Source organism: Aureimonas ureilytica DSM 18598 = NBRC 106430, assembly GCF_000382705.1.
Taxonomy (GTDB): Bacteria; Pseudomonadota; Alphaproteobacteria; order Rhizobiales; family Rhizobiaceae; genus Aureimonas; species Aureimonas ureilytica.
This window is the reverse complement of record NZ_ARQE01000002.1, coordinates 585,635-608,106: the sequence shown is the minus strand read 5'-3', so window position 1 is coordinate 608,106 and position 22,472 is coordinate 585,635. Positions and strand designations below refer to the sequence as shown.

At 66.8% G+C, this 22,472-nt stretch carries 18 protein-coding genes; 8 read left to right on the top strand and 10 right to left on the bottom strand.

Annotated features, from left to right (window positions below):
* Positions 1-8 precede the first annotated feature (8 nt).
* From B146_RS0106705 to B146_RS25275, 3 genes are all read right to left on the bottom strand, one after another.
* The gene (locus tag B146_RS0106705; RefSeq protein ID WP_019995652.1) at positions 9-605 is read right to left on the bottom strand and encodes a glutathione S-transferase family protein; all 597 of its coding nucleotides are present in this window, start codon (positions 603-605) and stop codon (positions 9-11) included.
* Positions 606-616: 11 nt separating this feature from the next.
* Positions 617-1,063 carry a hypothetical protein gene (locus B146_RS0106700; protein ID WP_026358389.1) on the bottom strand — a complete coding sequence of 149 codons (447 nt, stop codon included), beginning with the start codon at positions 1,061-1,063 and terminating at the stop codon, positions 617-619.
* Between the two features lie 70 nt (positions 1,064-1,133).
* The gene (locus B146_RS25275; RefSeq protein WP_019995650.1) at positions 1,134-1,976 is read right to left on the bottom strand and encodes a 23S rRNA (adenine(2030)-N(6))-methyltransferase RlmJ; all 843 of its coding nucleotides are present in this window, start codon (positions 1,974-1,976) and stop codon (positions 1,134-1,136) included.
* A 130-nt stretch (positions 1,977-2,106) separates the two neighbouring features.
* Here B146_RS25275 and B146_RS0106690 point away from each other — a divergent pair, with 130 nt between their 5' ends.
* Together B146_RS0106690 and B146_RS0106685 are read left to right on the top strand one after the other, a co-directional pair.
* Positions 2,107-3,219, top strand: a complete 1,113-nt coding sequence (locus B146_RS0106690; RefSeq protein ID WP_019995649.1) for an alkene reductase — start codon at positions 2,107-2,109, stop codon at positions 3,217-3,219.
* Between the two features lie 104 nt (positions 3,220-3,323).
* Positions 3,324-5,429 (top strand): molybdopterin-containing oxidoreductase family protein, encoded by a 2,106-nt coding sequence (locus tag B146_RS0106685; protein WP_019995648.1) that lies wholly within the window; start codon positions 3,324-3,326, stop codon positions 5,427-5,429.
* Between the two features lie 159 nt (positions 5,430-5,588).
* Here the strand turns inward: B146_RS0106685 and B146_RS0106680 are convergent, their stop codons facing one another.
* The 3 genes from B146_RS0106680 to purM all read right to left on the bottom strand — a co-directional run bounded on the left by B146_RS0106680 (position 5,589) and on the right by purM (position 8,016).
* Entirely contained in the window at positions 5,589-6,182 is a 594-nt protein-coding gene (locus tag B146_RS0106680) for an HdeD family acid-resistance protein (RefSeq protein WP_019995647.1), read from the bottom strand.
* An 80-nt stretch (positions 6,183-6,262) separates the two neighbouring features.
* Positions 6,263-6,949, bottom strand: coding sequence for a phosphoribosylglycinamide formyltransferase (gene purN, locus B146_RS0106675; RefSeq protein WP_019995646.1), 687 nt, complete (start codon positions 6,947-6,949; stop codon positions 6,263-6,265).
* Positions 6,946-8,016: a phosphoribosylformylglycinamidine cyclo-ligase gene (gene purM, locus B146_RS0106670; protein WP_019995645.1), complete on the bottom strand. Its 1,071-nt coding sequence runs from the start codon at positions 8,014-8,016 to the stop codon at positions 6,946-6,948. The genes purN and purM overlap by 4 nt, the downstream gene beginning before the upstream one ends.
* 337 nt (positions 8,017-8,353) lie before the next feature.
* On the opposite strand from purM, the gene B146_RS0106665 reads away from it, so the two are divergent.
* From B146_RS0106665 to B146_RS0106650, 4 genes are all read left to right on the top strand, one after another.
* Positions 8,354-9,523 carry an AI-2E family transporter gene (locus tag B146_RS0106665; protein WP_019995644.1) on the top strand — a complete coding sequence of 390 codons (1,170 nt, stop codon included), beginning with the start codon at positions 8,354-8,356 and terminating at the stop codon, positions 9,521-9,523.
* A 2-nt stretch (positions 9,524-9,525) separates the two neighbouring features.
* Positions 9,526-10,212: a P-loop NTPase family protein gene (locus B146_RS0106660; protein WP_155897409.1), complete on the top strand. Its 687-nt coding sequence runs from the start codon at positions 9,526-9,528 to the stop codon at positions 10,210-10,212.
* 62 nt (positions 10,213-10,274) lie between these two features.
* The gene (locus B146_RS0106655; protein ID WP_019995642.1) at positions 10,275-12,632 is read left to right on the top strand and encodes an RNA degradosome polyphosphate kinase; all 2,358 of its coding nucleotides are present in this window, start codon (positions 10,275-10,277) and stop codon (positions 12,630-12,632) included.
* On the top strand, positions 12,607-14,142 hold the full coding sequence (locus B146_RS0106650) for a Ppx/GppA family phosphatase (protein WP_244498148.1): 1,536 nt from the start codon (positions 12,607-12,609) through the stop codon (positions 14,140-14,142). Before B146_RS0106655 ends, B146_RS0106650 begins: the two co-directional genes overlap by 26 nt.
* Before the next feature lie 64 nt (positions 14,143-14,206).
* Here the strand turns inward: B146_RS0106650 and rnd are convergent, their stop codons facing one another.
* Positions 14,207-15,358 carry a ribonuclease D gene (gene rnd, locus B146_RS0106645; RefSeq protein WP_019995640.1) on the bottom strand — a complete coding sequence of 384 codons (1,152 nt, stop codon included), beginning with the start codon at positions 15,356-15,358 and terminating at the stop codon, positions 14,207-14,209.
* A 169-nt stretch (positions 15,359-15,527) separates the two neighbouring features.
* On the opposite strand from rnd, the gene aspS reads away from it, so the two are divergent.
* Positions 15,528-17,318, top strand: coding sequence for an aspartate--tRNA ligase (aspS, locus tag B146_RS0106640; protein ID WP_019995639.1), 1,791 nt, complete (start codon positions 15,528-15,530; stop codon positions 17,316-17,318).
* 49 nt (positions 17,319-17,367) lie between these two features.
* Here aspS and B146_RS0106635 read toward each other — a convergent pair whose 3' ends face one another.
* Both B146_RS0106635 and B146_RS0106630 read right to left on the bottom strand, forming a co-directional pair.
* Entirely contained in the window at positions 17,368-17,883 is a 516-nt protein-coding gene (locus tag B146_RS0106635; protein WP_019995638.1) for a 2'-5' RNA ligase family protein, read from the bottom strand.
* A gap of 69 nt (positions 17,884-17,952) precedes the next feature.
* Positions 17,953-19,134 (bottom strand): hypothetical protein, encoded by a 1,182-nt coding sequence (locus tag B146_RS0106630; RefSeq protein ID WP_019995637.1) that lies wholly within the window; start codon positions 19,132-19,134, stop codon positions 17,953-17,955.
* 221 nt (positions 19,135-19,355) lie between these two features.
* Here B146_RS0106630 and parC point away from each other — a divergent pair, with 221 nt between their 5' ends.
* Positions 19,356-21,602, top strand: coding sequence for a DNA topoisomerase IV subunit A (gene parC / locus B146_RS0106625; RefSeq protein WP_019995636.1), 2,247 nt, complete (start codon positions 19,356-19,358; stop codon positions 21,600-21,602).
* Here parC and B146_RS0106620 read toward each other — a convergent pair.
* Entirely contained in the window at positions 21,595-22,389 is a 795-nt protein-coding gene (locus tag B146_RS0106620) for an arginyltransferase (RefSeq protein ID WP_019995635.1), read from the bottom strand. The genes parC and B146_RS0106620 overlap by 8 nt on opposite strands.
* Positions 22,390-22,472 lie beyond the last annotated feature (83 nt).

Here is a 22,472-nt window from a genome sequence, read left to right as displayed (position 1 = left end):
GGTGGAAGTCAGGCCGCCGGCTTCAACTCGGCATAGGCCGGGTTCGCCGCGTAGAAGGCCTCCAGCCAGCGCACGAGGCCGGGATTCTTCTCCTCGAACGTGCCGGGATAGCGAAGCTGCACCCAGCCGAGATCGCTCGCCACCGCGAAATGGGCGAGGCTCGGCGCTTCCGGCAGGTGGGGGAGGTCGGCTTCCAGCACGTCCAGCGCGCGATGGGCGCGGCGCCATTGCTTGTCGACCCAGGGCTGGTGCCGCTTTTCCTCCGGCCGGTAGCGCACCTCGTAGAGCGTCGCCATGACAGCCTCGGTCATCCCGTCCGCCAGCGCCTCGATCCGCTTGCAGAGCGTCCAGCCTTCCAGCGTCTGCGGGATCAGGAGATTGCCGCTCGCCCGGTCCAGATATTCGCAGATCACCCGGCTGTCGTAGAGCGTCGAGCCGTCGTCGAGTTCCAGCGCGGGGATCTTGCCGAGCGGATTGGTGCGAAGGAGATCGTCGCCTTCCGCGCCCGTGTCGGTCGGCACGCAGTCGAGCGCGATGCCGCAAAGATGCGCGGACATGCGCACCTTCGAGGAATAGGGCGAAGGCTTGGAATAGAGAAGACGCATGAAGGCTCCCGTCAGAAGCGGCGAAGCGACTCGCAGTTCGCCCCGTACACCTTCCACGGATCGAGGCCGAGAACGCAACCCTCGGCGCGCCAGCCGACGCCCGCATAGCCCATCGGATATTCGATGACGTAGTAGAGCGTCCGGCGCTCGCCCGACGAGATCAGCGCCGTGCCCTGGCAGTAGCGGCGCTCGATCTGCCGGTATTCGTCGCGCGGCTGGTAGGCCTTCTCGTAGAGATCGGAGAATTCCACCACCTGCAGCGCGGCCGGGATGGTGCGCGGCGCGCCGTATTCGAACTGGTCCTCGACCTGCGCCATGACGCGCGGGTTCTCGCAGGTCGGCACGAGCGCGTTGGTCACGACCACAGCCGGCGCGCGCGAATAATCGGCGGCATAGGCGGGCGCGGCGCTGGCGGCAGAGGCCGCGAGGCAGACGAGGGCGGAAAGATGTCGACGCATGGTGCGGCTTCCTCGGATGCGGCCGGCGCGGCGCGCGGGAATCATCAGTTCGCCATCATATTGCACCGGATCATTCTTCGACCAGCACATGAATGCCACATTGCGCCTCCGACGAAAGCCGCAGGACGGGCGCCAGGAGATCGAAGATCGCCTGCGCCTCGGCGGCGAAGGTGAAGGGCGGGTTGACGACGACGAGACCCGTGCCGACCAGCCGCTCCTCGCCGCCATGCGGCTCGCGCCAGAAGTCGGCCGCCAGGATGTTGCGAACGCCGCTCTCGACGAGGAGATCGTGGAAGCGCCGATGCTGGGCTGGCCGCTTGATCGGATACCAGACCGCATAGACGCCGCCCGGCCAGCGCGCATGGGCGCGCTGCAACTGCTCCACGATCGTCTCGATCTCGTCGGTGCGCTCGAAGGGCGGGTCGATCAGGACGAGGCCGCGCTTTTCCTTCGGCGGCACATGGGCGCCGAGCGCCAGCCAGCCGTCGAGTTCGATCGCCTTGACCTGTGTGTCGCCCGCAAAGAGCTCGGCCAGCGCCTCGGCGTCCACGGGGTGCAGTTCGTAGGCGCTGAGGCGATCCTGCCGGCGCAGGAGATGGCGGGCGATCAGGGGCGAGCCGGGATAGGTGTCGGCGCCGAACCGCGCCCGCGCCGCCTCCACCGCCGCGCGATATTCGGCCAGAAGCGGATCGTCCCAGGCGGGGGAAGCGACGAGCCGGTCGATGCCCTCGGCGGCCTCGCCGGTGCGCCGCGCTTCGTCTGCTGTCAGGTCGTAGACGCCCCGGCCGCCATGCGTGTCCATGACGCGGAAGGGTTTGTCCTTGCGCCCGAGATAGGCGATCAGGCGCGAGAACAGAGCGTGTTTCACCACGTCGGCGAAGTTTCCGGCATGGAAGGCGTGGCGGTAGTTCAAGTCGGCCTCTTTCTCGCTTGGAAGACGCAGCGTTCACTCATGCGATACCGCAGCGCGGAACCGGAGCCCTTATATCGTCGTCTGATAGCCGAAGCGCGGCAACGCGCGAAACCATCGCAAAGGAATTCCGATGGCTCATACCAAGCTCTTCGAATCGTTCGACCTCGGTCCGCTCAACCTGTCGAACCGCACCGTCATGGCGCCGCTGACCCGCTCTCGCGCCACGTCCGACGGTGTGCCGAAGGCGATGCATGTCGAATATTACCGCCAGCGCGCCGGCGCCGGCCTCATCATTTCCGAGGCGACCAACATTTCCGTCGAAGGGCGCGGCTATGCCTGGACGCCTGGCATCTATTCCGACGAACAGGTCACCGAGTGGAAGAAGGTGACGGACGCGGTTCATGCCGAAGGCGGCAAGATCGTGCTCCAGCTCTGGCATGTCGGCCGCATCTCGCATCCCGACCTTCAGCCGAACGGCGCGCTGCCGGTCGCCCCCTCGGCGGTGAAGCCGAGCGGCAAGGCCTTCACGGAAGAAGGCTTCAAGGATCATGTCGAGCCCCGCGCGCTCGATGAAAGCGATCTGCCGCGCGTGATCCAGGATTACGTCAAGGCGACGCGCAACGCGCGGGCGGCCGGCTTCGACGGCGTCGAGGTCCATTCGGCCAATGGCTATCTCCTCGACCAGTTCCTGCGCGACGGCACGAACACGCGCACCGACCGCTATGGCGGCTCGATCGAGAACCGGATGCGCTTCCCGCTGGAAGTCGTGGACGCCGTGGTGGCGGCCTGGGACAAGGAGCATGTCGGCATCCGCATCTCGCCCGTCACGGTCATGGGCGGCTCCAGCGAAAGCGATCAGCAGGGCCTCTTCAACGCCTATGTCGAGGCGCTCGACAAGCGCGGGCTTCTCTATCTCCACGTGATCGAGGGCCAGACGGGCGGCGATCGCGGCAAGGACGGGTTCGACTACCACGCCCTGCGCCAGCGCTTCCACGGCACCTACATGGGCAACAACGAATATGACGTCGAACTCGCCAAGAAGCGGCTGGACGACGGCGAGATCGACCTCGTCTGTTTCGGCAAGCTCTTCATTTCCAACCCCGATCTCGTCACGCGCCTGCGCCTCGGCGCGCCGCTGAACGAGTGGGACAACAACACGTTCTATGGCGGCGACGAGCATGGCTACACCGACTATCCGGCGCTGACGCCGGAAGAGGTGGCGCGCTACAGCCACGCCGCCTGACATCGCCCGAGGCCGCTTCGCGAGAGGCGGCCTCACGGCTTTTGATGGTTCTCATTCGCAAATTGAATTGGGGCCGAGGGCGCGCCGTGCGATAGGGTCGGCCCATGAACCAGCACGTCTCGCCCCGCACCGGCTTCACCGCCTGCCCGCATGATTGCCCCTCGACCTGCGCGCTCGAGGTGGAGATCCTCGCCCCCAACCGCATCGGCCGGGTGCGCGGGGCGGAGGGCAACAGCTACACGGCCGGCGTCATCTGCGCCAAGGTCGCGCGCTATGCCGAGCGCGTCCACCATCCCGACCGGCTCCTGAAGCCGCTTCAGCGCATGGGCGCCAAGGGCGAGGGCGGCTGGCGCGAGATCGGCTGGGACGACGCGCTCGACCTCGTGGCCGAGAAGTTTCTGCAAGCCGAGGCGCGTTACGGCTCGGAAGCCGTCTGGCCCTATTACTATGCCGGCACGATGGGCCTCGTGCAGCGCGACGGCATCAACCGCCTGCGCCACGCCAAGCGCTATTCGGGCGAGTTCGACACGATCTGCACCAATCTCGCCTGGACCGGCTTCGTCGCCGGCACCGGCAAGCTCGCCGGCGTCGATCCGCGCGAGATGGCCAAGTCCGACTGCGTGGTGATCTGGGGCACGAATGCGGTGGCGACGCAAGTCAATGTCATGACCCACGCCATCCGCGCCCGCAAGGAGCGCGGCGCGCCGATCGTCGTGATCGACATCTACGACAATCCGACCATGAAACAGGCCGACCTCGCGCTGAAGCTGCGGCCGGGCACGGACGGCGCGCTCGCCTGCGCCCTCATGCACATCGCCTTCCGCGATGGCACTGCCGACCGCGCCTATCTCGCGCGCTATGGCGACGATCCGGCTGGTCTGGAGGCGCATCTTCAAACGCGCACGCCGGACTGGGCGAGCGCCATCACGGGCCTTTCGGTGGAAGAGATCGAGCGCTTCGCCGCCCTGATCGGCCGCACGCAGCGCAGCTTCTTCCGGCTCGGCTACGGTTTCTCGCGCCAGCGCAACGGCGCGGTGGCCATGCACGCGGCGCTGTCCGTGCCGACCGTCTACGGCCATTGGCAATATGAAGGCGGCGGTGCCTTCCACAACAACGGCGCGCTCTGGCGCTTCGACAAGGCGCTGATCGAGGGCCTCGGTGATCAGGACGCCTCGATCCGCCATCTCGACCAGTCGCGCATCGGCGCCGTGCTGACGGGCGACGCCGGCGCGCTGGCGGGCGGTCCGCCGGTCACGGCCATGCTGGTGCAGAACACCAACCCGGCCAATGTCGCGCCCGAGCAGCGCGACGTCGTGCGCGGTCTCCTGCGCGAGGATCTCTTCGTCGCCGTCCACGAGCAGTTCATGACGGACACGGCCCGGCTCGCTGACCTCGTGCTGCCGGCCGCGACCTCGATGGAATATGACGACATTTATCGCGGCGGCGGGCAGAGCCACATCCTGTTCGGGCCGAAGCTCATCGAGCATCCCGAGACGGTGCGCACCAACCATTTCGTCATCGAAGAGCTTGCCAAGCGCCTCGGCGTCGCGGACCGTCCGGGTTTCGGCCTGACGGAGCGCCAGCTGATCGACGATCTTCTCCAGCGCAGCGGCTACGAGGGGCTGGCCTCGCTCGAAGCCGAGCGCTGGCTGGACGTGCAGCCGGGCTTCGAGGACTCGCATTTCCTCGGCGGTTTCGCGACCGAGACCGGCCGCTTCCGCTTCCAGGTCGATTGGGCCGGGCTCGACGCGCCGAACCGGCCGCCGGAATCCATGGGCCTTCTCGGCCCGGTCGAGAAACTGCCCCGTTTCCCCGACCATGCCGGGCTGATCGAGGAGGTCGACGCCGACCATCCGTTCCGTCTGGCGACACCGCCGGCCCGGCAGTTCCTGAATTCGAGCTTTGCCGAAACCGAAGGCTCGCGAAAGCGCGAGGGCCGGCCGGAGCTGAAAATCCATCCCGACGACGCCGCGCGGCTCGGGCTCGGCGATGGACAGCGCGTCGAGATCGGCAATCCGCGTGGGGAAATCGTGCTGCCCTTGAAGATCGACCCGGCGGCCAAGCCCGGCGTTCTCATCCACGAGGGCCTCTGGCCGAACGGCGCCTTCGAGCGCGGGGAGGGCATCAACGTCCTCACCGGCGCGGATGCGGCCGCGCCCTTCGGGGGCGCGGCCTTCCATGACAACAAGGTGTGGCTGCGGGCGGTTTAGAGCCGGGGACAAAAACCCTTCGGGTCGATCCGCCGGGTCTTTCCGTCCCCGATCGTCGTTGCCGATGCTCGCCGATGCGCTGCATCGCCTCCGCTCGGCGCCTCGCCGGGAACGAAAATCCCTCGCCGGCTCTCCGCCACAGGGTTCTGCCCCCGGCTCTTAGACCCCCGCGCTCTTCCGGGCGTGGATGGCCGCGGCCAGAAGGCCGACGCCCGAGGAGATGAAGGAAATGCCGAGATAGACGCCGATCGCCCAGACGGCGGTGCCCGGCAGGCCGAGAACGAGGATCGCGGCGAGCACGACGTTCAGGACGCCCGAGGCGAACAGGACGAGGTGCTGGCCCGTCGAGGCCTTCACGGCCCTTGCGATCGAGAAGCAGGCGACGCCCACCATCACGAAGTAAGCCGCAAGGGCCCAGGTCAGCGTGATCGCGCCCGCCACCGGGTTGAAGAGGATCACGACACCCAGCACCGCCGCGAGCGCGGCGAGAAGCACATGGGACCAGAAGCCCGGCGCTCCCTTGGCGCGCAGAGCCGACACGATGCCGACCACACCGGCGATCAGCATGAGCCAGCCGAAGAAGATCGTGGATGCCAGCGTCGCCGCGAGCGGGACGGCGAGGGCAAGAACGCCGACGACGATCAGAAGCGCGCCCTGGAAAGCGTAGAACGTCCAGTGATCGCGCATGTGGCGCTGCGTTTCGGCGGCTTTCCGCCGGACCGTCTTGTCGGAAAAGTCGGAAAGCGGAACCATCGAAGCCTCCTTCGTGCGACATTTCGACGCTTGAATGGGTGGCTGACGATGATGGTTCCGCTTCGCTTCGTGAAGCTTCGTTAATCTTGGAGAAGAAGGCTCCGGCCACCGACCGACAGAAGCGCCGGCGCCTTGGCGTCCGACGATCCGCCGGCAAACTGCGAGCGGGCGCCCTCCATCGCGACGCCGCCCGAAGCGACGAGCGCGAGGCTTTCGACATAAAGCCGATGCTCCACCGGGATCAGCCGCGCGGCGAGACCGTCCGGCGTGTCGTCCGGGCGAACGGGAACCACGGCCTGTCCGATGATCGGGCCTTCGTCCATGACCTCCGTCACGAAATGCACGGTGCAGCCATGCAGACGTGCGCCCGCCGCGATGGCGCGCTCATGCGTGTGCAGGCCGGGAAAGAGCGGCAGGAGCGAGGGATGGACATTGATCATGCGCCCGGCCCAGCGCGCCGTGAAGCCCGGCGTCAGCAAGCGCATGTAGCCGGCGAGGCAGACGATGTCGGGCCGCGCCCGGTCGAGCGCCGCGTTGACCTCGGCCTCGTGCGCCTCGCGCGAGGCGAAGGGCTTGTGATCGACGGCCACGGCTTCGATGCCGGCCTCGCGGGCCGTTTCCAGCCCGCCCGCATCCGGGCGGTTCGACAGAACGAGGACGATCTCGGCCGGATAGTCGGGCGCCTTCGCCGCTTCGATCAGCGCCTTCATGTTGGAGCCGCGTCCCGAGATCAGGACCGCGACCCGCTTGCGGGCCGATCCGTTCAAAGCGCGAGCTCGCCGTTGAAGGTGACGGCCGGGCCGTCCTTGCGCGCGAGGATGCGGCCGAGCGGAACCACGGTCTCGCCTTCGCTCTGAAGGATCGCTGCGATCGAGGCGGCGTCCGCTTCCGCGACGACCACGATCATGCCGACGCCGCAATTGAAGGTGCGCAGCATTTCGGCCTGCGCCACGCCGCCCTGTTTCGCCAGCCAGCCGAAGACGGGGGGAACGGCGACGGCCGGAAGGTCGATATCGGCGCGCAGGTGATCGGGCAGGACGCGGGGAATGTTCTCGGGGAAGCCGCCGCCGGTGATGTGGGCGAGCGCCTTGACGCCGTCGCCGGCGCGGATCGCGGCGAGAAGCGGCTTCACATAGATGCGCGTCGGCTCCAAGAGCGCCTCGGCAAGCGTCCGGCCGGCATCGAACGGGGCAGGGGCGTCATAGGCCGCGCCCGCCCGCTCGACGATGCGCCGAACCAGCGAATAGCCGTTGGAATGGACGCCCGAGGAGGCGAGGCCGAGAATGACGTCGCCCTCGGTGAGTTCGGCGCTCGGCAGAAGGCGTCCGCGCTCGGCCGCGCCAACGGCGAAGCCCGCGAGGTCGTAATCCTTCTCGGCGTAGAGGCCGGGCATTTCGGCCGTCTCGCCGCCGATCAGCGCGCAGCCGGCCTGCCGGCAGCCCTCGGCGATGCCGGCGACGATCGCCTCGCCCTGCGCCGGGTCGAGCTTGCCGGTCGCGAAATAGTCGAGGAAGAAGAGCGGCTCGGCGCCTTGCACCACGAGGTCGTTGACGCACATGGCCACGAGGTCGACGCCGATCGTGTCGTGTTTTCCCGCGTCGATCGCGATCTTCAGCTTGGTGCCGACGCCGTCATTGGCGGCCACCAGAACCGGGTCGGTGAAGCCTGCCGCCTTCAGATCGAACAAGCCGCCGAACCCGCCGATCTCGCCATCGGCGCCCGGCCGGCGCGTCGAGCGCACCAGCGGCTTGATGCGGTGGACGAGTTCGTTGCCCGCGTCGATGTCGACGCCGGCTTCGGCATAGGTCAAACCGTTTTGGGTCTCGGCGGTCATGGCAGTGTTTCCCCTTTGGGGCGAGTTCGCACGATCGAACCGCGCGGGCAAGTCCTTGGCTGCCGCACGAATAACCGATTCTGAGCCGTCGCGCTTCGGCGAAATGGAGACGGTCCGCGAGCGGATCGCCACCGCCGCCGCGCAAGGGTAAAGGATGGGTGAAGAGGGCGGCTCTTGTCCCGGCCGCGCCGCTGGTCCCGGCGCGATTGTCCCCTCTCTCCACATCCCGCCCGGGCAGGACTTGACCCCCTCCCGAAGCGCTGCCTATCTCGAAGAACCGGCGGGCTCATGCGCCGGCCGCCTTTCGCGCCGGTTCGCGCCTCGGAGCCCTGTCTGGATGGTTCAAGATCGCGCCAAGCTCCTGAAGCGCCAGATTCTCTTCTGGAGTCTGGCCGCGCTCGGTCTCGGCCTGTCGCTCTGGCTGTTCCGGGGCATTCTCCTGCCCTTCGTCCTCGGCATGGTGATGGCCTATTTCCTCGATCCGATCGCCGACTGGCTGGTGCGGCGGGGCCTGTCCCGGCTGGCCGCGAGCCTCCTGATCCTGATCGGCTTCGTGATCGTGATCGCGCTGGTGATCCTGATCGTCGTGCCGGTGATCGGCTCGCAGGTGTCGGGCTTCGTGGATCGCCTGCCGCAATATCTCGGCCGCTTGCAGGAACTGGCGCTGGAGATGCGAAACGGTTCGCTGTCGCGCTTCTTCAATGGCGACGACCAGACCCTCCGGCAGGATTTCCAGGCGCTGGTGCGCCAGCTCTCCGGCTACACGACGGCGCTTGTCGCCTCGCTCTGGTCCTCGAGCCTGGCGGTCGTGAACTTCGTTTCGCTCTTCGTGGTGACGCCCGTCGTCGCTTTCTATCTGCTTCTCGACTGGGACCGGATGATCGCCAAGATCGACGCGCTCGTGCCGCGCCAGCATGTGGCGACGGTGCGGCGTCTGGCGCGCGACATCGACCGCGCGGTGGCCGGCTTCGTGCGCGGACAGGGCAGCGTCTGCCTGATCCTCGGCACCTATTACGCCGTCGGCCTGACGCTGGTCGGGCTGAATTTCGGCCTCCTCATCGGTTTCTTCGCCGGCATCATCTCCTTCGTTCCCTATGTCGGCTCGGCGATCGGCCTGATCGTGGCGATCGGCGTCGCGCTCGTGCAGTTCTCGCCGGACTGGGTCTGGGTGGCGGCGACGGCCGGCGTCTTCTTCACCGGGCAGTTCGTGGAAGGAAACATCCTCCAGCCCAAGCTTGTCGGCGCGTCGGTCGGCCTTCATCCGGTCTGGCTGATGTTCGCGCTCTTCGCCTTCGGCGCGATCTTCGGCTTCGTCGGCCTTCTGATGGCGGTGCCGGCGGCGGCGGCGGTCGGGGTTCTCGTTCGCTTCGCCATCCATAAATATCTGGAAAGCGAAATGTATTTCGGGCGCACGATCGAGGTCGGCGCGCCGCGCGAGATCGAAGGAGGCAATCTGGAACTCGCCTTGAAGAACCAGTTCGATCCGAAAACGGGAAAGTCCGGTTGATCGTGCGTCAGCCCTCGCAGATACCCTTCGACCTTTCGCCCAGTCCCTCGCTCGCGCGCGACGACCTCGTGGTCGGCGAGGGCAATGCGCTCGCGGTCGGCGCCGTGGACGCCTGGCCGAACTGGCCGCATCCCGTGCTCTTTGTGGTCGGCCCGGTCGGCTCGGGCAAGACCCATCTCGCGACCGCCTGGGCGGAAGGCGCTGACGCCACGCCCTACCGGCCGGGCGAGGCGGCCGCCGACCTCATCAGCCGGACGCCCTTCGCGGCGCTGGTGGAGGATGTCGACCGGGCGGGGTTCGATGAAACCGAGCTTTTCCAGCTTCTGAACGCGGCCCGGCTCGGCGGCGGTACGGTGCTTCTGACCTCCCGCGTGCCGGCGAGCGCGCTGCCGTTCCGTCTGCCCGATCTCCTGTCGCGCCTTCGCGCCGCGACCGTGGCGGAGCTGCGCGCACCCGACGAGATGCTTCTCTCCGGCGTTCTCATGAAGCTCGCGGCGGATCGGCAGATCGAGCTCGATCCGCGGTTGATCGACTACGCCGTGACGCGCATGGAGCGCTCGCTGGACGCGGCGGCGGACCTGATCCGGCGGCTGGATCTGGAGGCGCTCGCCTCCAAGGAACGCATCTCGCGCACGCTTCTCCAGCGCATTTTGAGCGAAATGGAGGAGGAGAAGGCCCGACAGTCATGAAACAGTCGTGCAACTTCCTTAAGGCGACCAAGTAACTGCATTTTTCGAGGCGACGGCTGGGCATGAGCGACGTGATCTCTTCCGACAAGACGCAACAATCGTCCGTGGACACGAGCCCGGACGGCGTGGAGGAGGCGGAACTGGCGCTCGAAGCCTCCGAGATCGATGCCGAGAACGAACTGGAGGACGAGGGCTTCGACAGCGAGCCGCTGCCCGACCAGCCCCTGATGGAGGCGATCGGCATCGTTCCGGTCTCCGCCCCGCCGCCCGAGCCCGTGGTCAGCGAACTGCCGGCCGACCGCTACGTGAACCGCGAGATTTCCTGGCTCCAGTTCAACCGGCGCGTCCTGGAGGAGTCGCAGAACGCGGCGCATCCGCTTCTGGAGCGCGTGCGCTTCCTGTCGATCTCGGCCGGCAATCTCGATGAGTTCTTCATGGTGCGCGTCGCCGGTCTCGCGGGGCAGGTGCGCGAGAAGGTCGAGGTGCGCAGCGTCGACGGCCTGCTCCCGCAGGAGCAGCTCGATCGCATCCTGGCCGAAGTGTCGAGCCTTCAGGAAGAGCAGCAGGCCTCGCTCGCCGCGCTGGTGAAGGAACTGAAGGCCGAGCGCATCTCGATCGTGGGCGCCGGCGACGTGAAGCGCGAGGATCGCGACTGGCTGGAGCGCCATTTCAACGAGGCGATCTTTCCGGTTCTCACCCCGCTTTCGGTCGATCCGGCGCACCCGTTCCCGTTCATTCCCAATCTCGGCTTCACCATGGCCCTCTCGCTCGTGCGCGAGCGCGATTCGCAAGGGATGAATGCGCTCCTGCGCCTGCCGGTGGCGCTGCAACGCTTCGTGGAACTGCCGCTGACGGACGAGGGCGAGGCCCGCTTCGTGCCGCTCGAAAGCGTGGTCGCGACCTTCATCTCCAAGCTATTCCCAGGCTACCGGGTGAAGGGGCAGGGCACGTTCCGCATCATCAGAGACTCCGATATCGAAGTCGAGGAAGAGGCCGAGGACCTCGTGCGCCTGTTCGAGACGGCTTTGAAGCGGCGTCGGCGCGGCTCGGTGATCCGTATCGAGTTCGACCATGTGATGCCCGAATCCCTGCGCAACTTCGTGGCCGGCGAACTCGGGGTCGCCGAGAACCGCATCTCGGTGATGGACGGTCTCCTGGCGCTCGATTCGGTGTCGCAGATCGTCAAGCTGCCGCGCGACAACCTCAAGTTCGACCCCTATATCCCGCGCTTCCCCGAGCGGATTCGTGAGCACAACGGCGATTGTTTCGCGGCGATCCGCGAGAAGGACATCGTCATCCACCACCCCTACGAGAGCTTCGACGTGGTGGTGCAGTTCCTGCGTCAGGCCGCGCGTGACCCGGACGTGGTGGCGATCAAGCAGACGCTCTACCGCACCTCCAACGACTCGCCGATCGTGCGCGCTCTGATCGACGCCGCCGAATCGGGCAAGTCGGTGACGGCGCTGGTGGAGTTGAAGGCGCGCTTCGACGAGGAGGCCAACATTCGCTGGGCGCGCGATCTGGAGCGCGCCGGCGTTCAGGTCGTCTTCGGCTTCATCGAGAAGAAGACGCATTCCAAGCTGTCGCTCGTGGTGCGGCGCGAGGAAAGCAAGCTCACCTCTTTCGTCCATGTGGGCACGGGCAACTACCACCCGATCACCGCCAAGATCTACACCGACCTCAGCTACTTCACGACCGATCCCGACATCGCCCACGATGTCGCGCATATCTTCAACTACATCACCGGCTATGCCGAGCCGACCGAGCTGCGCAAGCTCGCCATGTCGCCGCTCTCGCTGCGCAAGCGCATTCTCCAGCATATCGAGGAGGAGATCGAGCACGAGAAGGCGGGCCGCCAGGGCCAGATCTGGATGAAGATGAACTCGCTGGTCGATCCGCAGATCATCGACGCGCTCTATCGGGCGAGCCAGGCGGGCGTCGAGATCGATCTCGTGGTGCGCGGCATCTGCTGCCTCAAGCCGCGCGTGCCGGGCCTGTCGGAAAACATCCGCGTCAAGTCGATCGTCGGCCGCTTCCTGGAGCACAGCCGCATCTTCTGCTTCGGCGCCGGCCATGGCTTGCCCTCGGAAAAGGCGCTGGTCTACATGGGCTCGGCGGACATGATGCCGCGCAACCTGGATCGACGCGTGGAAACCCTGATTCCGATCACGACGCCCACCGTCCACAGCCAGGTCTTGTCGCAGATCATGCTCGCTAATATCCTCGACAACCAACAAAGCTGGTCTGTCCTGGCGGATGGAACGTCGCGGCGGATCGAGCCTTCCGAGGGCGAACAGCCGTTCAACGCCCAGCGTTATTTCATGACCAATCCGAGTCTCTCGGGTCGGGGGAAGGCCCTGAAGTCGAATGCACCCAAGCTCATCGCAAGGCAGCGTGCCGAGCACTCACGCTTCGATTGATCTCCTGCATCCGAACGGCCGGATTCCCGGCCGTTCGCCGGTGGCGGTCGTCGATATCGGATCGAACTCGGTTCGCCTCGTGATCTACGAGGGCAATGTCAGGGCGCCGACCACCCTCTTCAACGAAAAGGTCCTGAGCGGTCTGGGGCGCGGCATCGCCCAGACCAACCGGCTGGACGACAAGTCGGTGGCGAGCGCCCTCAGCGCCCTCAAGCGTTTCCGCGCCCTGTGCGACCAGAGCGGCGTGACGGAAATTCACCCGATCGCCACGGCCGCCGCGCGCGAAGCCGCCAACGGGCCGGACTTCGTGGCCGCCGCGGAAGCCGCGCTCGGCTGCCCGATCACCATTCTGTCCGGCGCCGACGAGGCGCATTTCGCGGCCGAAGGCGTCATGGCCGGCTTCCATGCGCCGAACGGCATCGCCGGGGATCTCGGCGGCGGCAGTCTCGAGATCGTCGAGATCGCCGACGGGCGCATCGGCAAGGGCGTGACCATGCCGCTCGGCGGCCTGCGCCTGCAGGACCTCTCGGGCAACGACATCGCCCGCGCCCGCGCCATCGCCGAAACCCATGTCGCCCAATCCAACTTCGCCTCGATCGCCACCGGGCGGCCCTTCTATGCCGTCGGCGGAACCTGGCGAAACCTGTTCAAGCTCCACATGGAGCAGACCGGCTATCCCGTGCATGTCATGCACGGCTACCGGGTGAAGGCGGCCGAGGTCGAAGCGTTTTTGGCGAATGTCGCGCGGGGCGATCCGGACAAGCTGCCGGGCATCGCGGCCATCTCGCGCAACCGACGCTCGCTCCTGGCCTTCGGCGCGGTGGCGATGCAGGCGGTGATCTCGCAGCTGAAGCCCTCCGAGATCGTGCTGTCCGCCTATGGCGTGCGCGAGGGCTACCTTCATTCGCGCCTGTCGGAGGAAGAGAAGGCGCTTGATCCGCTGCTCGAATCGGCGCTCGAACTCTCCTTCCTGCGCTCGCGCTCGCCGCTCCACAACGAAGAGCTGGCGGACTGGTCGGCACGAACCTTCGAGGCGCTGTCGATCAACGAAACACCCTACGAGGCGCGGCTGCGCAGGGCGGCCTGCCTTCTCACCGACATTTCCTGGCGCGCCCATCCCGATTATCGCGGGCGGCAGAGCCTTTCGATCATCATCAACGCCAATATTCCGGCGGTGGACCATCCGGGCCGCGTCTATCTCGCGCTCGCCAATTACTACCGCTACGAGGGCGAGTTCGACGCGAGCGTTCTCGAATCGATCGGCAGCGTACTCGATCCGCGCCTGCTTTATCTGGCGCGCGTGCTCGCCTCGCTCTTCCGCGTCAGCTACCTGCTGACGGCGGCGATGCCGGGCGTTCTCGGTCGTCTGCAATGGAAACAGGACCCGCGCGGCGGGTTCTCGCTGGTCGTGCCGCGCGGCCTGGAGCCGCTTCTCGGCGAGCGCCCGGAGGCCCGCCTTCAAGCCTTCGCCAAGGTCGTGGAGCGCACGCTGCGTTTCGACGTGCGCTGAACGCAGGATTTCATCGGATGATTCGAGGGGCGGCGTCCGGGGAGGGCGCCGCCCCTTTCGCGTCTCAGAGCGAGACGATCTCGACCTTGCGATTGCGATAGACCAGCGCCGTCTGGCCGGCCAGGAGTTCCAGCGCCCGGGCGCCGAACAGCTCGCGCCGCCACCCCTCGAGCGCCGGCACCTCGGCCTTGTCGCCATCCACGGCGAGCTTCTCCAGATCGTCGCTGGAGGCGATGAGACGACCGGCGACGCCGCGCTCCTCGACCACGATCTTCAGGAGAACGCGCAGGAACTCCACTGCCGCCGCCGTTCCCTCGGGCAGGGCCGGGGGCTTGGGGATCGGGGGCAGCTGCGATTTGGGAATAGCATGGGCGCGCGCCACGGCCGCCAGAAGCTCGCGGCCGGCATTGGAACGCTCGAAGCCCTTGGACACGGTGCGAAGGCGCGACAGCGCCTGCTCGTCGCGCGGCTGCTGCTGGGCGATCTCGTAGAGCGCGTCGTCCTTCAGGATGCGCGAACGCGGCTGGTCCTTGGCGCGTGCCTCGCGCTCGCGCCAAGCGGCGATCTCTTTCAGAACGGCGAGCTCGATCGGCTTGCGGATGCGCAGCTTCAGGCGCTTCCAGGCATCGTCCGGATGGATGTCGTAGGTGCCGGGGTCGGACAGAACGGCCATCTCGTCGGCCAGCCAATCCTCGCGCCCCTCGACTTCCAGCGCCTTGGCGAGGAAGCGATAGGCGTCGCGCAGATAGGTGACGTCGCCCAGCGCATATTCGAGCTGCTCGGGCGAGAGCGGGCGGCGGCGCCAGTCGGTGAAGCGCGAGGTCTTGTCGATGCGCCCCTTGGTGGTGCGCGCGACGAGCTGGTCATAGGCGATCGACTCGCCGAAGCCGCAGACCATGGCGGCGACCTGCGTGTCGAAGAGCGGGGCGGGAATGAGGCCGCCGAGCTTGTGGATGATTTCGAGATCCTGCCGCGCGGCGTGGAAGACCTTGAGGACGGACGTGTCGGCCATCAGCTCGAAAAAGGGCTGGAGGTCGATGCCCTCGGCCAGCGGATCGACGAGCACGGCGAGGTCGTCGGAGGCCATCTGGATCAGGCAGAGTTCCGGCCAGAAGGTCGTCTCGCGAATGAACTCGGTGTCGACGGTGACGAACTCGGCCTTTGCCAGGGTGCGGCAGGCGTCGGAAAGGGCGGCGGTGGTCGTGATCGGCTCCATGCTTCGATCCATAGACGATGCGCGCGCGCGATGGAAAGCGCCGGTTGCGCGCAAAACTTGACAGGGCCGGCGCTTGGTGTGCTTTTCCCGCGCAAAAAGCAGGCGGCGTCCCCTACGGGCGCGGCCACAGAGCGCCTCCCGGAATTTCGAGGCTCGGAGAAAGATCGCCATGCACCGCTATCGCAGCCATACCTGCGCCGCCCTGCGCACCGCCGAGGTCGGCCAGACCGCTCGCCTGTCGGGCTGGGTCCACCGGGTGCGCGACCATGGCGGCCTTCTCTTCATCGACCTGCGCGACCATTACGGCCTGACGCAGATTGTGGTGGACCCCGAATCTCCCGCCTTCAAGACGGCCGAAACCGTGCGCTCGGAATGGGTGATCCGCATCGATGGCGAGGTGAAGGCCCGCACGCCCGAGACGGTCAACACCAAGCTGCCGACCGGCGAGATCGAGGTTTTCGCGCGCGAGATCGAGGTTCTGGCGCAGGCGCAGGAACTGCCGCTTCCGGTCTTCGGCGATCTTGAATACCCCGAGGACGTGCGCCTCAAGTACCGCTTCCTGGACCTTCGCCGCGACACGCTGCACAAGAACATCGTCAAGCGCACGCAGATCATCGCCGCCATGCGCCGCGAGATGACGGGCGCGGGCTTTGCCGAATACACGACGCCGATCCTGACGGCCTCCTCGCCGGAAGGCGCGCGCGACTTCCTTGTGCCGAGCCGCATCCATCCCGGCAATTTCTACGCGCTGCCGCAGGCCCCGCAGCAGTACAAGCAGCTTCTGATGGTGGCCGGCTTCGACCGCTACTTCCAGATCGCGCCCTGCTTCCGCGACGAGGACCCGCGCGCCGACCGTCTGCCGGGCGAGTTCTACCAGCTCGACGTCGAGATGAGCTTCGTTACGCAGGACGACATCTGGACCACCATGACCCCGGTCATGACGCAGATCTTCGAGGAATTCGCGGAAGGCAAGCCGGTCACCAAGGAATGGCCGCGCATCCCCTATGACGAGGCGATCCGCAAGTATGGCTCCGACAAGCCGGACCTGCGCAACCCGATCGAGATGCAGGCGGTGACCGAGCATTTCGCGGGCTCGGGCTTCAAGGTCTTTGCGGGCATGATCGCCTCCAACCCGAAGGTCGAGGTCTGGGCGATCCCGGCCAAGACCGGCGGCTCCAGAGCCTTCTGCGACCGCATGAATTCATGGGCGCAGGGCCAGGGCCAGCCGGGCCTCGGCTATATCTTCTGGCGGAAAGAGGGGGAGGCGCTGGAGGGCGCGGGCCCGCTCGCCAAGAATATCGGCCCCGAGCGCACGGACGCGATCCGCGCGCAGCTCGGCCTTGGCGATGGCGATGCCTGCTTCTTCGTGGCCGGCGAGCCCTCGAAGTTCTACAAGTTCGCGGGCGAAGCGCGCACGCGCGCCGGCGAGGAGCTGAACCTCGTCGATCGCGACCGGTTCGAGTGCTGCTGGATCGTGGACTTCCCCTTCTTCGAATACAACGAAGACGAGAAGCGCATCGATTTCGCGCACAACCCGTTCTCGATGCCGCAGGGCGGCATGGAAGCGCTGGAAAACCAGGACCCGCTGACCATCAAGGCCTATCAGTACGACGCGGTCTGCAACGGCTTCGAGATCGCGTCGGGCTCGATCCGCAATCAGTCGCCCGAACTGATGGTGAAGGCCTTCGAGATGGTCGGCCTGTCCAAGCAGGACGTGGAAGACCGGTTCGGCGGCATGTATCGCGCCTTCCAGTACGGCGCCCCGCCGCATGGCGGCTGCGCCTTCGGCATCGACCGCGTGGTCATGCTGCTCTGCGGCGCGAAGAACCTGCGCGAGATCACGCTGTTCCCGATGAACCAGCAGGCCTTCGACCTCCTGATGAACGCGCCGTCGCCGGCAACGCCGCAGCAGCTCCGCGATCTCCAGATCCGCCCCATGCCGCAGGCACCCAAGGCCTAAGGCCAGCCACACGACCGAACGAGAGAAAGGGCGCTCTAGCGCCCTTTTTTTATGGTGCGGCGTTGAAGCCGAACGCGCCTGCGCGCTCCCATGGCCCGCCGCGATAGCGCCAGAGGAGAAGCCCCGTGGCCGTGCCCTCGAAGGGCTGGAAGCCGGCGCGCAGCGTTTCGAGAAGGGCGCGCGCCTCGTCGGGGGCGACCTTGTTCTGGATGGTGACGTGCGGGCGATAGCCCTGCGCGTCCTGCGGCGTCAGCCAGTGGCGCCACTCGTCGGCGAGCGCGCGCCGGAGCGCCAGAAGCGGCGGGCTCTCGATCTCGTAGGCGACGCCTCGGCCGAGCGAGCGGAGCGACGGCACGGTGAATTTGAACGTGTCCATCTGGCCGGCGAGGTCCGACAGATGCCTGACGATCGTCGGTTCCTGGTCCCCGGGCAGGGCATGGAACAGCGTGACATGCGCCGGAATGAGATTGCGCTCGGGCGGAAAGAAGCGCCGACGCGCGCCGTCGAAATGCTCGAAGCTCGTCTCGTCCATTCGCAGCGTCAGGATCAGGGGGACCTCGTTCATGCGAGCCCAACGCAAAAGCCGCGCCCGGTTTCCCGGACGCGGCCTCGTGTCTCATTCAGCTGTCAAAGCTTAATTGCCCGAGCGCACCGTCAGGTTCAGGATCTGCGGCAGGGTCTGCGGCGCGCCCATGGCCGCGCCGAGAAGCTGCGTCGCCGGCACCGGGCTCGGCGGCGCGATCGAGATGTTGATCATGCGCGGGTTCTGCAGGAAGTCGCGCACCGCCGCCGTCACCTGGGCCTGGAAGTCCGGATTCTGCAGATAGAAGAGCGCGAGCGGCAGCGCGCCGACGAGCTGGTCCACCAGCTGCTCGCGGCTCTGGTTGTTCTGCTTGGCGTAGTAGTCGAGCAGCTTGTTGGTGAGGGAGCGGTCCGTGAAGGACAGTTCCGCCGAGCGCAGGTAGAGCTGCGAGATCAGGCCGATCACCGCCATGCCCGCGCCGTCATTGGCGCCCTGCGAGGCCTTCATCTGCTCGGTGAGCTGGGCGAGCGACTGGATGAAGCTCGGCGTGTAGCCGGTGATCGTGTAGGAGAAGGACAGAGCCCCGGCGTTCTCGACTTCGAGCTGCAGCGGATCGAGCGTCAGCGCGCCGGTCTGCGGGTCCCAGGCGCCCGAGCCCGTGAGATCGCCGGTCAGCTGCGGATAGCCGAGCGCCACGAGCGGCGAGGGCTGCGGGCCGTCCTGCATGGAGGTCGCGTCGAGCAGGAAGCGGCCGACGCCGAAATTCGAACGATAGCCCCCGTTCGCGGCCGGAAGCGTCTCGATGCGGCCGTTCTCCAAGGAGGCGACGGTCTTGCCGTCCTTGAAGACGGACACGCCGTCGATCTGGCCCTTTTCGAAGAAGATCGGCGAAAGCGACGCGCTCTTGTCGTTGGTGCCCTTGATCTGGACGCCCTCGGCGCGGATGCCCGAGACGGTGACGCGGGTTCCGTCCTCGGTCTGGTCCACGTCGGCGATCTCGACGCGGCCGGCGCGCCAGCCGTCCGCCGTGGAGCCGGTCACGTCCGCGAAGCGCACGTCGCCGAGCGGCACGGGCTGGGCGGCCGGCCCGTTCGGCGTGATCTGGGCGCCCTTCAGAATCACGTCGTCGTCGTCGGTCGAGACGCCGGAGAAGCTGAGCTGCGTGGACTGGCTGTCCATCACCGCCTTCAGACGATCGGCGAAGGCCTGTCCATCCACGGCGAAGGCGGAGGAGGAGCCGGCCAGCACGAAGGCGAGGCCCGCCAGGAGGCTGCGGGAGCGCGAGGCGATCATACGGGAACATACCTTTCGAACGGATCGGACGGGGCCCGTCGGCGGCAGCGGCAAGGGCTGATCCGGGGCGCAAGGAATCGCCCGTAATATGGCGGATTCGATGGCGAGTGTAAGCCCGCCAAATGGGTTTCTCTCCATATGGTTGCGCGCGGACGGATCAACGGGCGATCCCGGTTTGTTCTTCTCTTGTTCGCCGCCGGGCTTTGCGGTAACGAGCCCGCATGGGCAAGCCTGTGGATCCTCCCGCCAGCGGCGGCGACATCGAACCGATCGACCTCAAGACGGCGCTGGAAGAGCGTTATCTGGCCTATGCGCTGTCGACCATCATGGGCCGCGCGCTTCCGGACGTGCGCGACGGGCTGAAGCCCGTGCATCGGCGCATCGTTCACGCCATGCGCGTGCTGAAGCTCGACCCGGACCAGGGCTACAAGAAATGCGCCCGCATCGTCGGCGACGTGATGGGCAAGTTCCACCCCCATGGCGACGCCTCGATTTACGACGCGCTGGTGCGCCTCGCGCAGGATTTCTCGATCCGCTACCCGTTGATCGACGGGCAGGGCAATTTCGGCAATATCGACGGCGATAGCGCGGCGGCCATGCGCTACACCGAAGCGCGCATGACGGATGTCGCGACGCTGCTTCTGCGCGGCATCGACGAGAACGCCGTCGACTTCAAGCCGACCTACAACGAGGAGGACGAGGAGCCGATCGTCCTGCCGGGCGCCTTCCCCAATCTCCTCGCCAACGGCGCCTCGGGCATCGCGGTGGGCATGGCGACCTCGATCCCGCCACACAACGCGGCCGAGCTCTGCGACGCGGCGCTCAAGCTGATCGAGGACCCCGACGCCTCGCTCGACACGCTTCTGCGCTTCATCCAGGGGCCGGACTTTCCGACCGGCGGCGTCGTGATCGACAGCGCCGACATCATCCGCGAGGCCTATGCCACGGGTCGCGGCTCGTTCCGCGTGCGCGCCAAATGGGAGCGCGAGGAGCAGGGGCGCGGCGGCTATGTCGTCGTCGTCACCGAAATCCCCTTCCAGGTGCAGAAGTCGCGCCTGATCGAGAAGATCGCCGATCTGCTGGTCGCCAAGAAGCTGCCGCTTCTGGCCGATATCCGAGACGAGTCGGCCGAGGACGTGCGCGTCGTGCTGGAGCCCAAGTCCCGCACGGTCGATCCCGAGCTTCTGATGGAGTCGCTCTTCCGGCTGACGGATCTCGAATCGCGCATTCCCCTGAACATGAACGTCCTGTCGGGCGGCAAGGTGCCGAAGGTCCTGTCGCTGAAGGAAGTGCTGAGCGAATGGCTCGCGCATCAGCGCGAGGTGCTGATCCGCCGTTCGCAGTTCCGGCTCGATCAGATCGAGCGGCGGCTGGAGATCCTGTCGGGCTACATCATCGCGTTCCTGAATCTCGACGAGGTGATCCGCATCATCCGCGAGGAGGACGAGCCCAAGCAGGTGATGATGCGCACCTTCGAGCTCAGCGATCTCCAGGCCGAATCGATCCTCAACATGCGCCTGCGGAGCTTGCGCAAGCTCGAGGAGTTCGAGCTGAAGCGCGAGTTCGATCAGCTGTCGGAGGAGCGGGCCGACAAGCAGGCGCTCCTCGCCTCGACCGAGCTGCAATGGCAGCGGGTGGCGGGCGAGGTCCGCGAGGTGCTCGAGACCTTCTCCAAGAAGACCAAGCTCGGCAAGCGCCGCACGATCTTCGCCGACGCGCCGGAGCGCTCGCTGGACGACATCGCCGTCGCTTTGATCGAGCGCGAGCCAATCACGGTCGTCCTGTCGCAGAAGGGCTTCCTGCGCGCCATGAAGGGGCACGGCGTCGATCTCTCGACGCTCGCCTTCCGCGAGGGCGACGCGCTGAAATTCGCCTTCCCGGCCGTGACCACCGACAAGCTCGTGTTCCTGTCCACGAATGGCCGCGCCTTCACGCTCGCGGCGGACAAGCTGCCGGGCGGGCGCGGGCAGGGCGACCCGATGCGCCTTCTGATCGAGCTGGAAGACGATCAGGACCTCGTGCTCGGCTTCGTCGCCGACCCCGCGCAGAAGCGGCTTCTCGTCTCGACCGACGGCAACGGCTTCATCGTGCCCGAGGGCGAGCTCGTGTCGGGCACGCGCAAGGGCAAGCAGGTGCTGAACGTCGCCGAGCCCGCGCGCCTCGCCAAGGCCGAGCGCGTCACCGGCGACATGGTGGCGGTGGTCGGCGAGAATCGGAAGATGGTGGTCTTCCCGCTGGCGCAGGTGCCGGAAATGCTGCGCGGCAAGGGCGTGCGCCTGCAGCGCTATGCCGATGGCGGCCTTCTCGACGTCAAGATCTTCGCCATGAGCGAGGGTCTGACCTGGAGCGACACGGCCGGGCGCCAGCATCAGCGCAACGAGGCGGACCTTCTGGAATGGCGCGGCGACCGCGCCCAGGCCGGGCGGCTCGTTCCCAAGGGCTTCCCGAAAAGCGGGCGCTTCACCTGATCGTCGGGCGGGGCGGCTCGGCCTCCGTCAGCCGCCGGGCTTCCGGATCGTAGCGCTCCCAGCCCTTGGGCATCAGATGCTCCTGGGGCTGGTAGCGGATCTTGTAGTCCATCTTGCGGGACCCATCGACCCAATAGCCGAGATAGAGATAGGGCAGGCCCATCTCCCGCGCGCGCTCGATGTGATCGAGAATCATGAACGTGCCGAGCCCGCGCGAGGGCTCGTCGGGGTCGAAGAAGGAATAGACCATCGACAGCCCGTCGCCCATGACGTCGGTCAGCGCGACGGCCTTCAGATCGCCGTCGGAGCGGGTGGAGAAGGCCGAATCCGGTCCTTTCACGCGGTACTGGATCAGCCGCGTGTCGACCTGGCTGTCCTCCACCATCATCGCATAGTCGAGCACCGACATTTCCGACATGCCGCCGGACGTGTGGCGCGCGTCGAGATAGCGGCGGAAGAGGGCGTATTGCTCGGAGGTCGGCTCGGCTTCCGCCATGCGGCCGACGAGATCGGAATTGATCTGCCGCACCCGCTTCATGGATTTGCCTGGCTTGAACTCGTCCACGAGGATTCGCACCGACACGCAGGCGCGGCAGCGCTCGCAGGCGGGGCGATAGGCGATGTTCTGCGAGCGGCGGAAGCCGCCCTGCGTCAGGAGATCGAGAAGATCGGGCGCCCGGTGGCCGACGAGATGCGTGAACACCTTCCGCTCCAGCTGCCCGGGCAGATAGGGGCAGGTGGAAGGCGCGGTCAGAAAGAATTGCGGTGTCTGGGGATGCGCCGTCATGGGGTCCGCCCGCCTCGTCGTCCGGGCGCCGGCGCAAGGGTTGCGCCGACGTTTCTCACTCAGTGTGGGGCCAGAGGCACGCG

Excerpts from the sequence above, each read along its gene's own strand:
- B146_RS0106655 (WP_019995642.1), top strand. The coding sequence starts at position 10,275 with ATGAGCGACGTGATCTCTTCCGACAAGACGCAACAATCGTCCGTGGAC.
- aspS (WP_019995639.1), top strand. The coding sequence starts at position 15,528 with ATGCACCGCTATCGCAGCCATACCTGCGCCGCCCTGCGCACCGCCGAG.
- purM (WP_019995645.1), bottom strand. The coding sequence starts at position 8,016 with ATGACCGCCGAGACCCAAAACGGTTTGACCTATGCCGAAGCCGGCGTC.
- B146_RS0106685 (WP_019995648.1), top strand. The coding sequence starts at position 3,324 with ATGAACCAGCACGTCTCGCCCCGCACCGGCTTCACCGCCTGCCCGCAT.
- B146_RS0106665 (WP_019995644.1), top strand. The coding sequence starts at position 8,354 with ATGGTTCAAGATCGCGCCAAGCTCCTGAAGCGCCAGATTCTCTTCTGG.
- B146_RS0106635 (WP_019995638.1), bottom strand. The coding sequence starts at position 17,883 with ATGAACGAGGTCCCCCTGATCCTGACGCTGCGAATGGACGAGACGAGC.
- B146_RS0106690 (WP_019995649.1), top strand. The coding sequence starts at position 2,107 with ATGGCTCATACCAAGCTCTTCGAATCGTTCGACCTCGGTCCGCTCAAC.
- B146_RS0106700 (WP_026358389.1), bottom strand. The coding sequence starts at position 1,063 with ATGCGTCGACATCTTTCCGCCCTCGTCTGCCTCGCGGCCTCTGCCGCC.
- B146_RS0106630 (WP_019995637.1), bottom strand. The coding sequence starts at position 19,134 with ATGATCGCCTCGCGCTCCCGCAGCCTCCTGGCGGGCCTCGCCTTCGTG.
- parC (WP_019995636.1), top strand. The coding sequence starts at position 19,356 with ATGGGCAAGCCTGTGGATCCTCCCGCCAGCGGCGGCGACATCGAACCG.
- B146_RS0106680 (WP_019995647.1), bottom strand. The coding sequence starts at position 6,182 with ATGGTTCCGCTTTCCGACTTTTCCGACAAGACGGTCCGGCGGAAAGCC.
- rnd (WP_019995640.1), bottom strand. The coding sequence starts at position 15,358 with ATGGAGCCGATCACGACCACCGCCGCCCTTTCCGACGCCTGCCGCACC.
- B146_RS0106620 (WP_019995635.1), bottom strand. The coding sequence starts at position 22,389 with ATGACGGCGCATCCCCAGACACCGCAATTCTTTCTGACCGCGCCTTCC.
- B146_RS0106705 (WP_019995652.1), bottom strand. The coding sequence starts at position 605 with ATGCGTCTTCTCTATTCCAAGCCTTCGCCCTATTCCTCGAAGGTGCGC.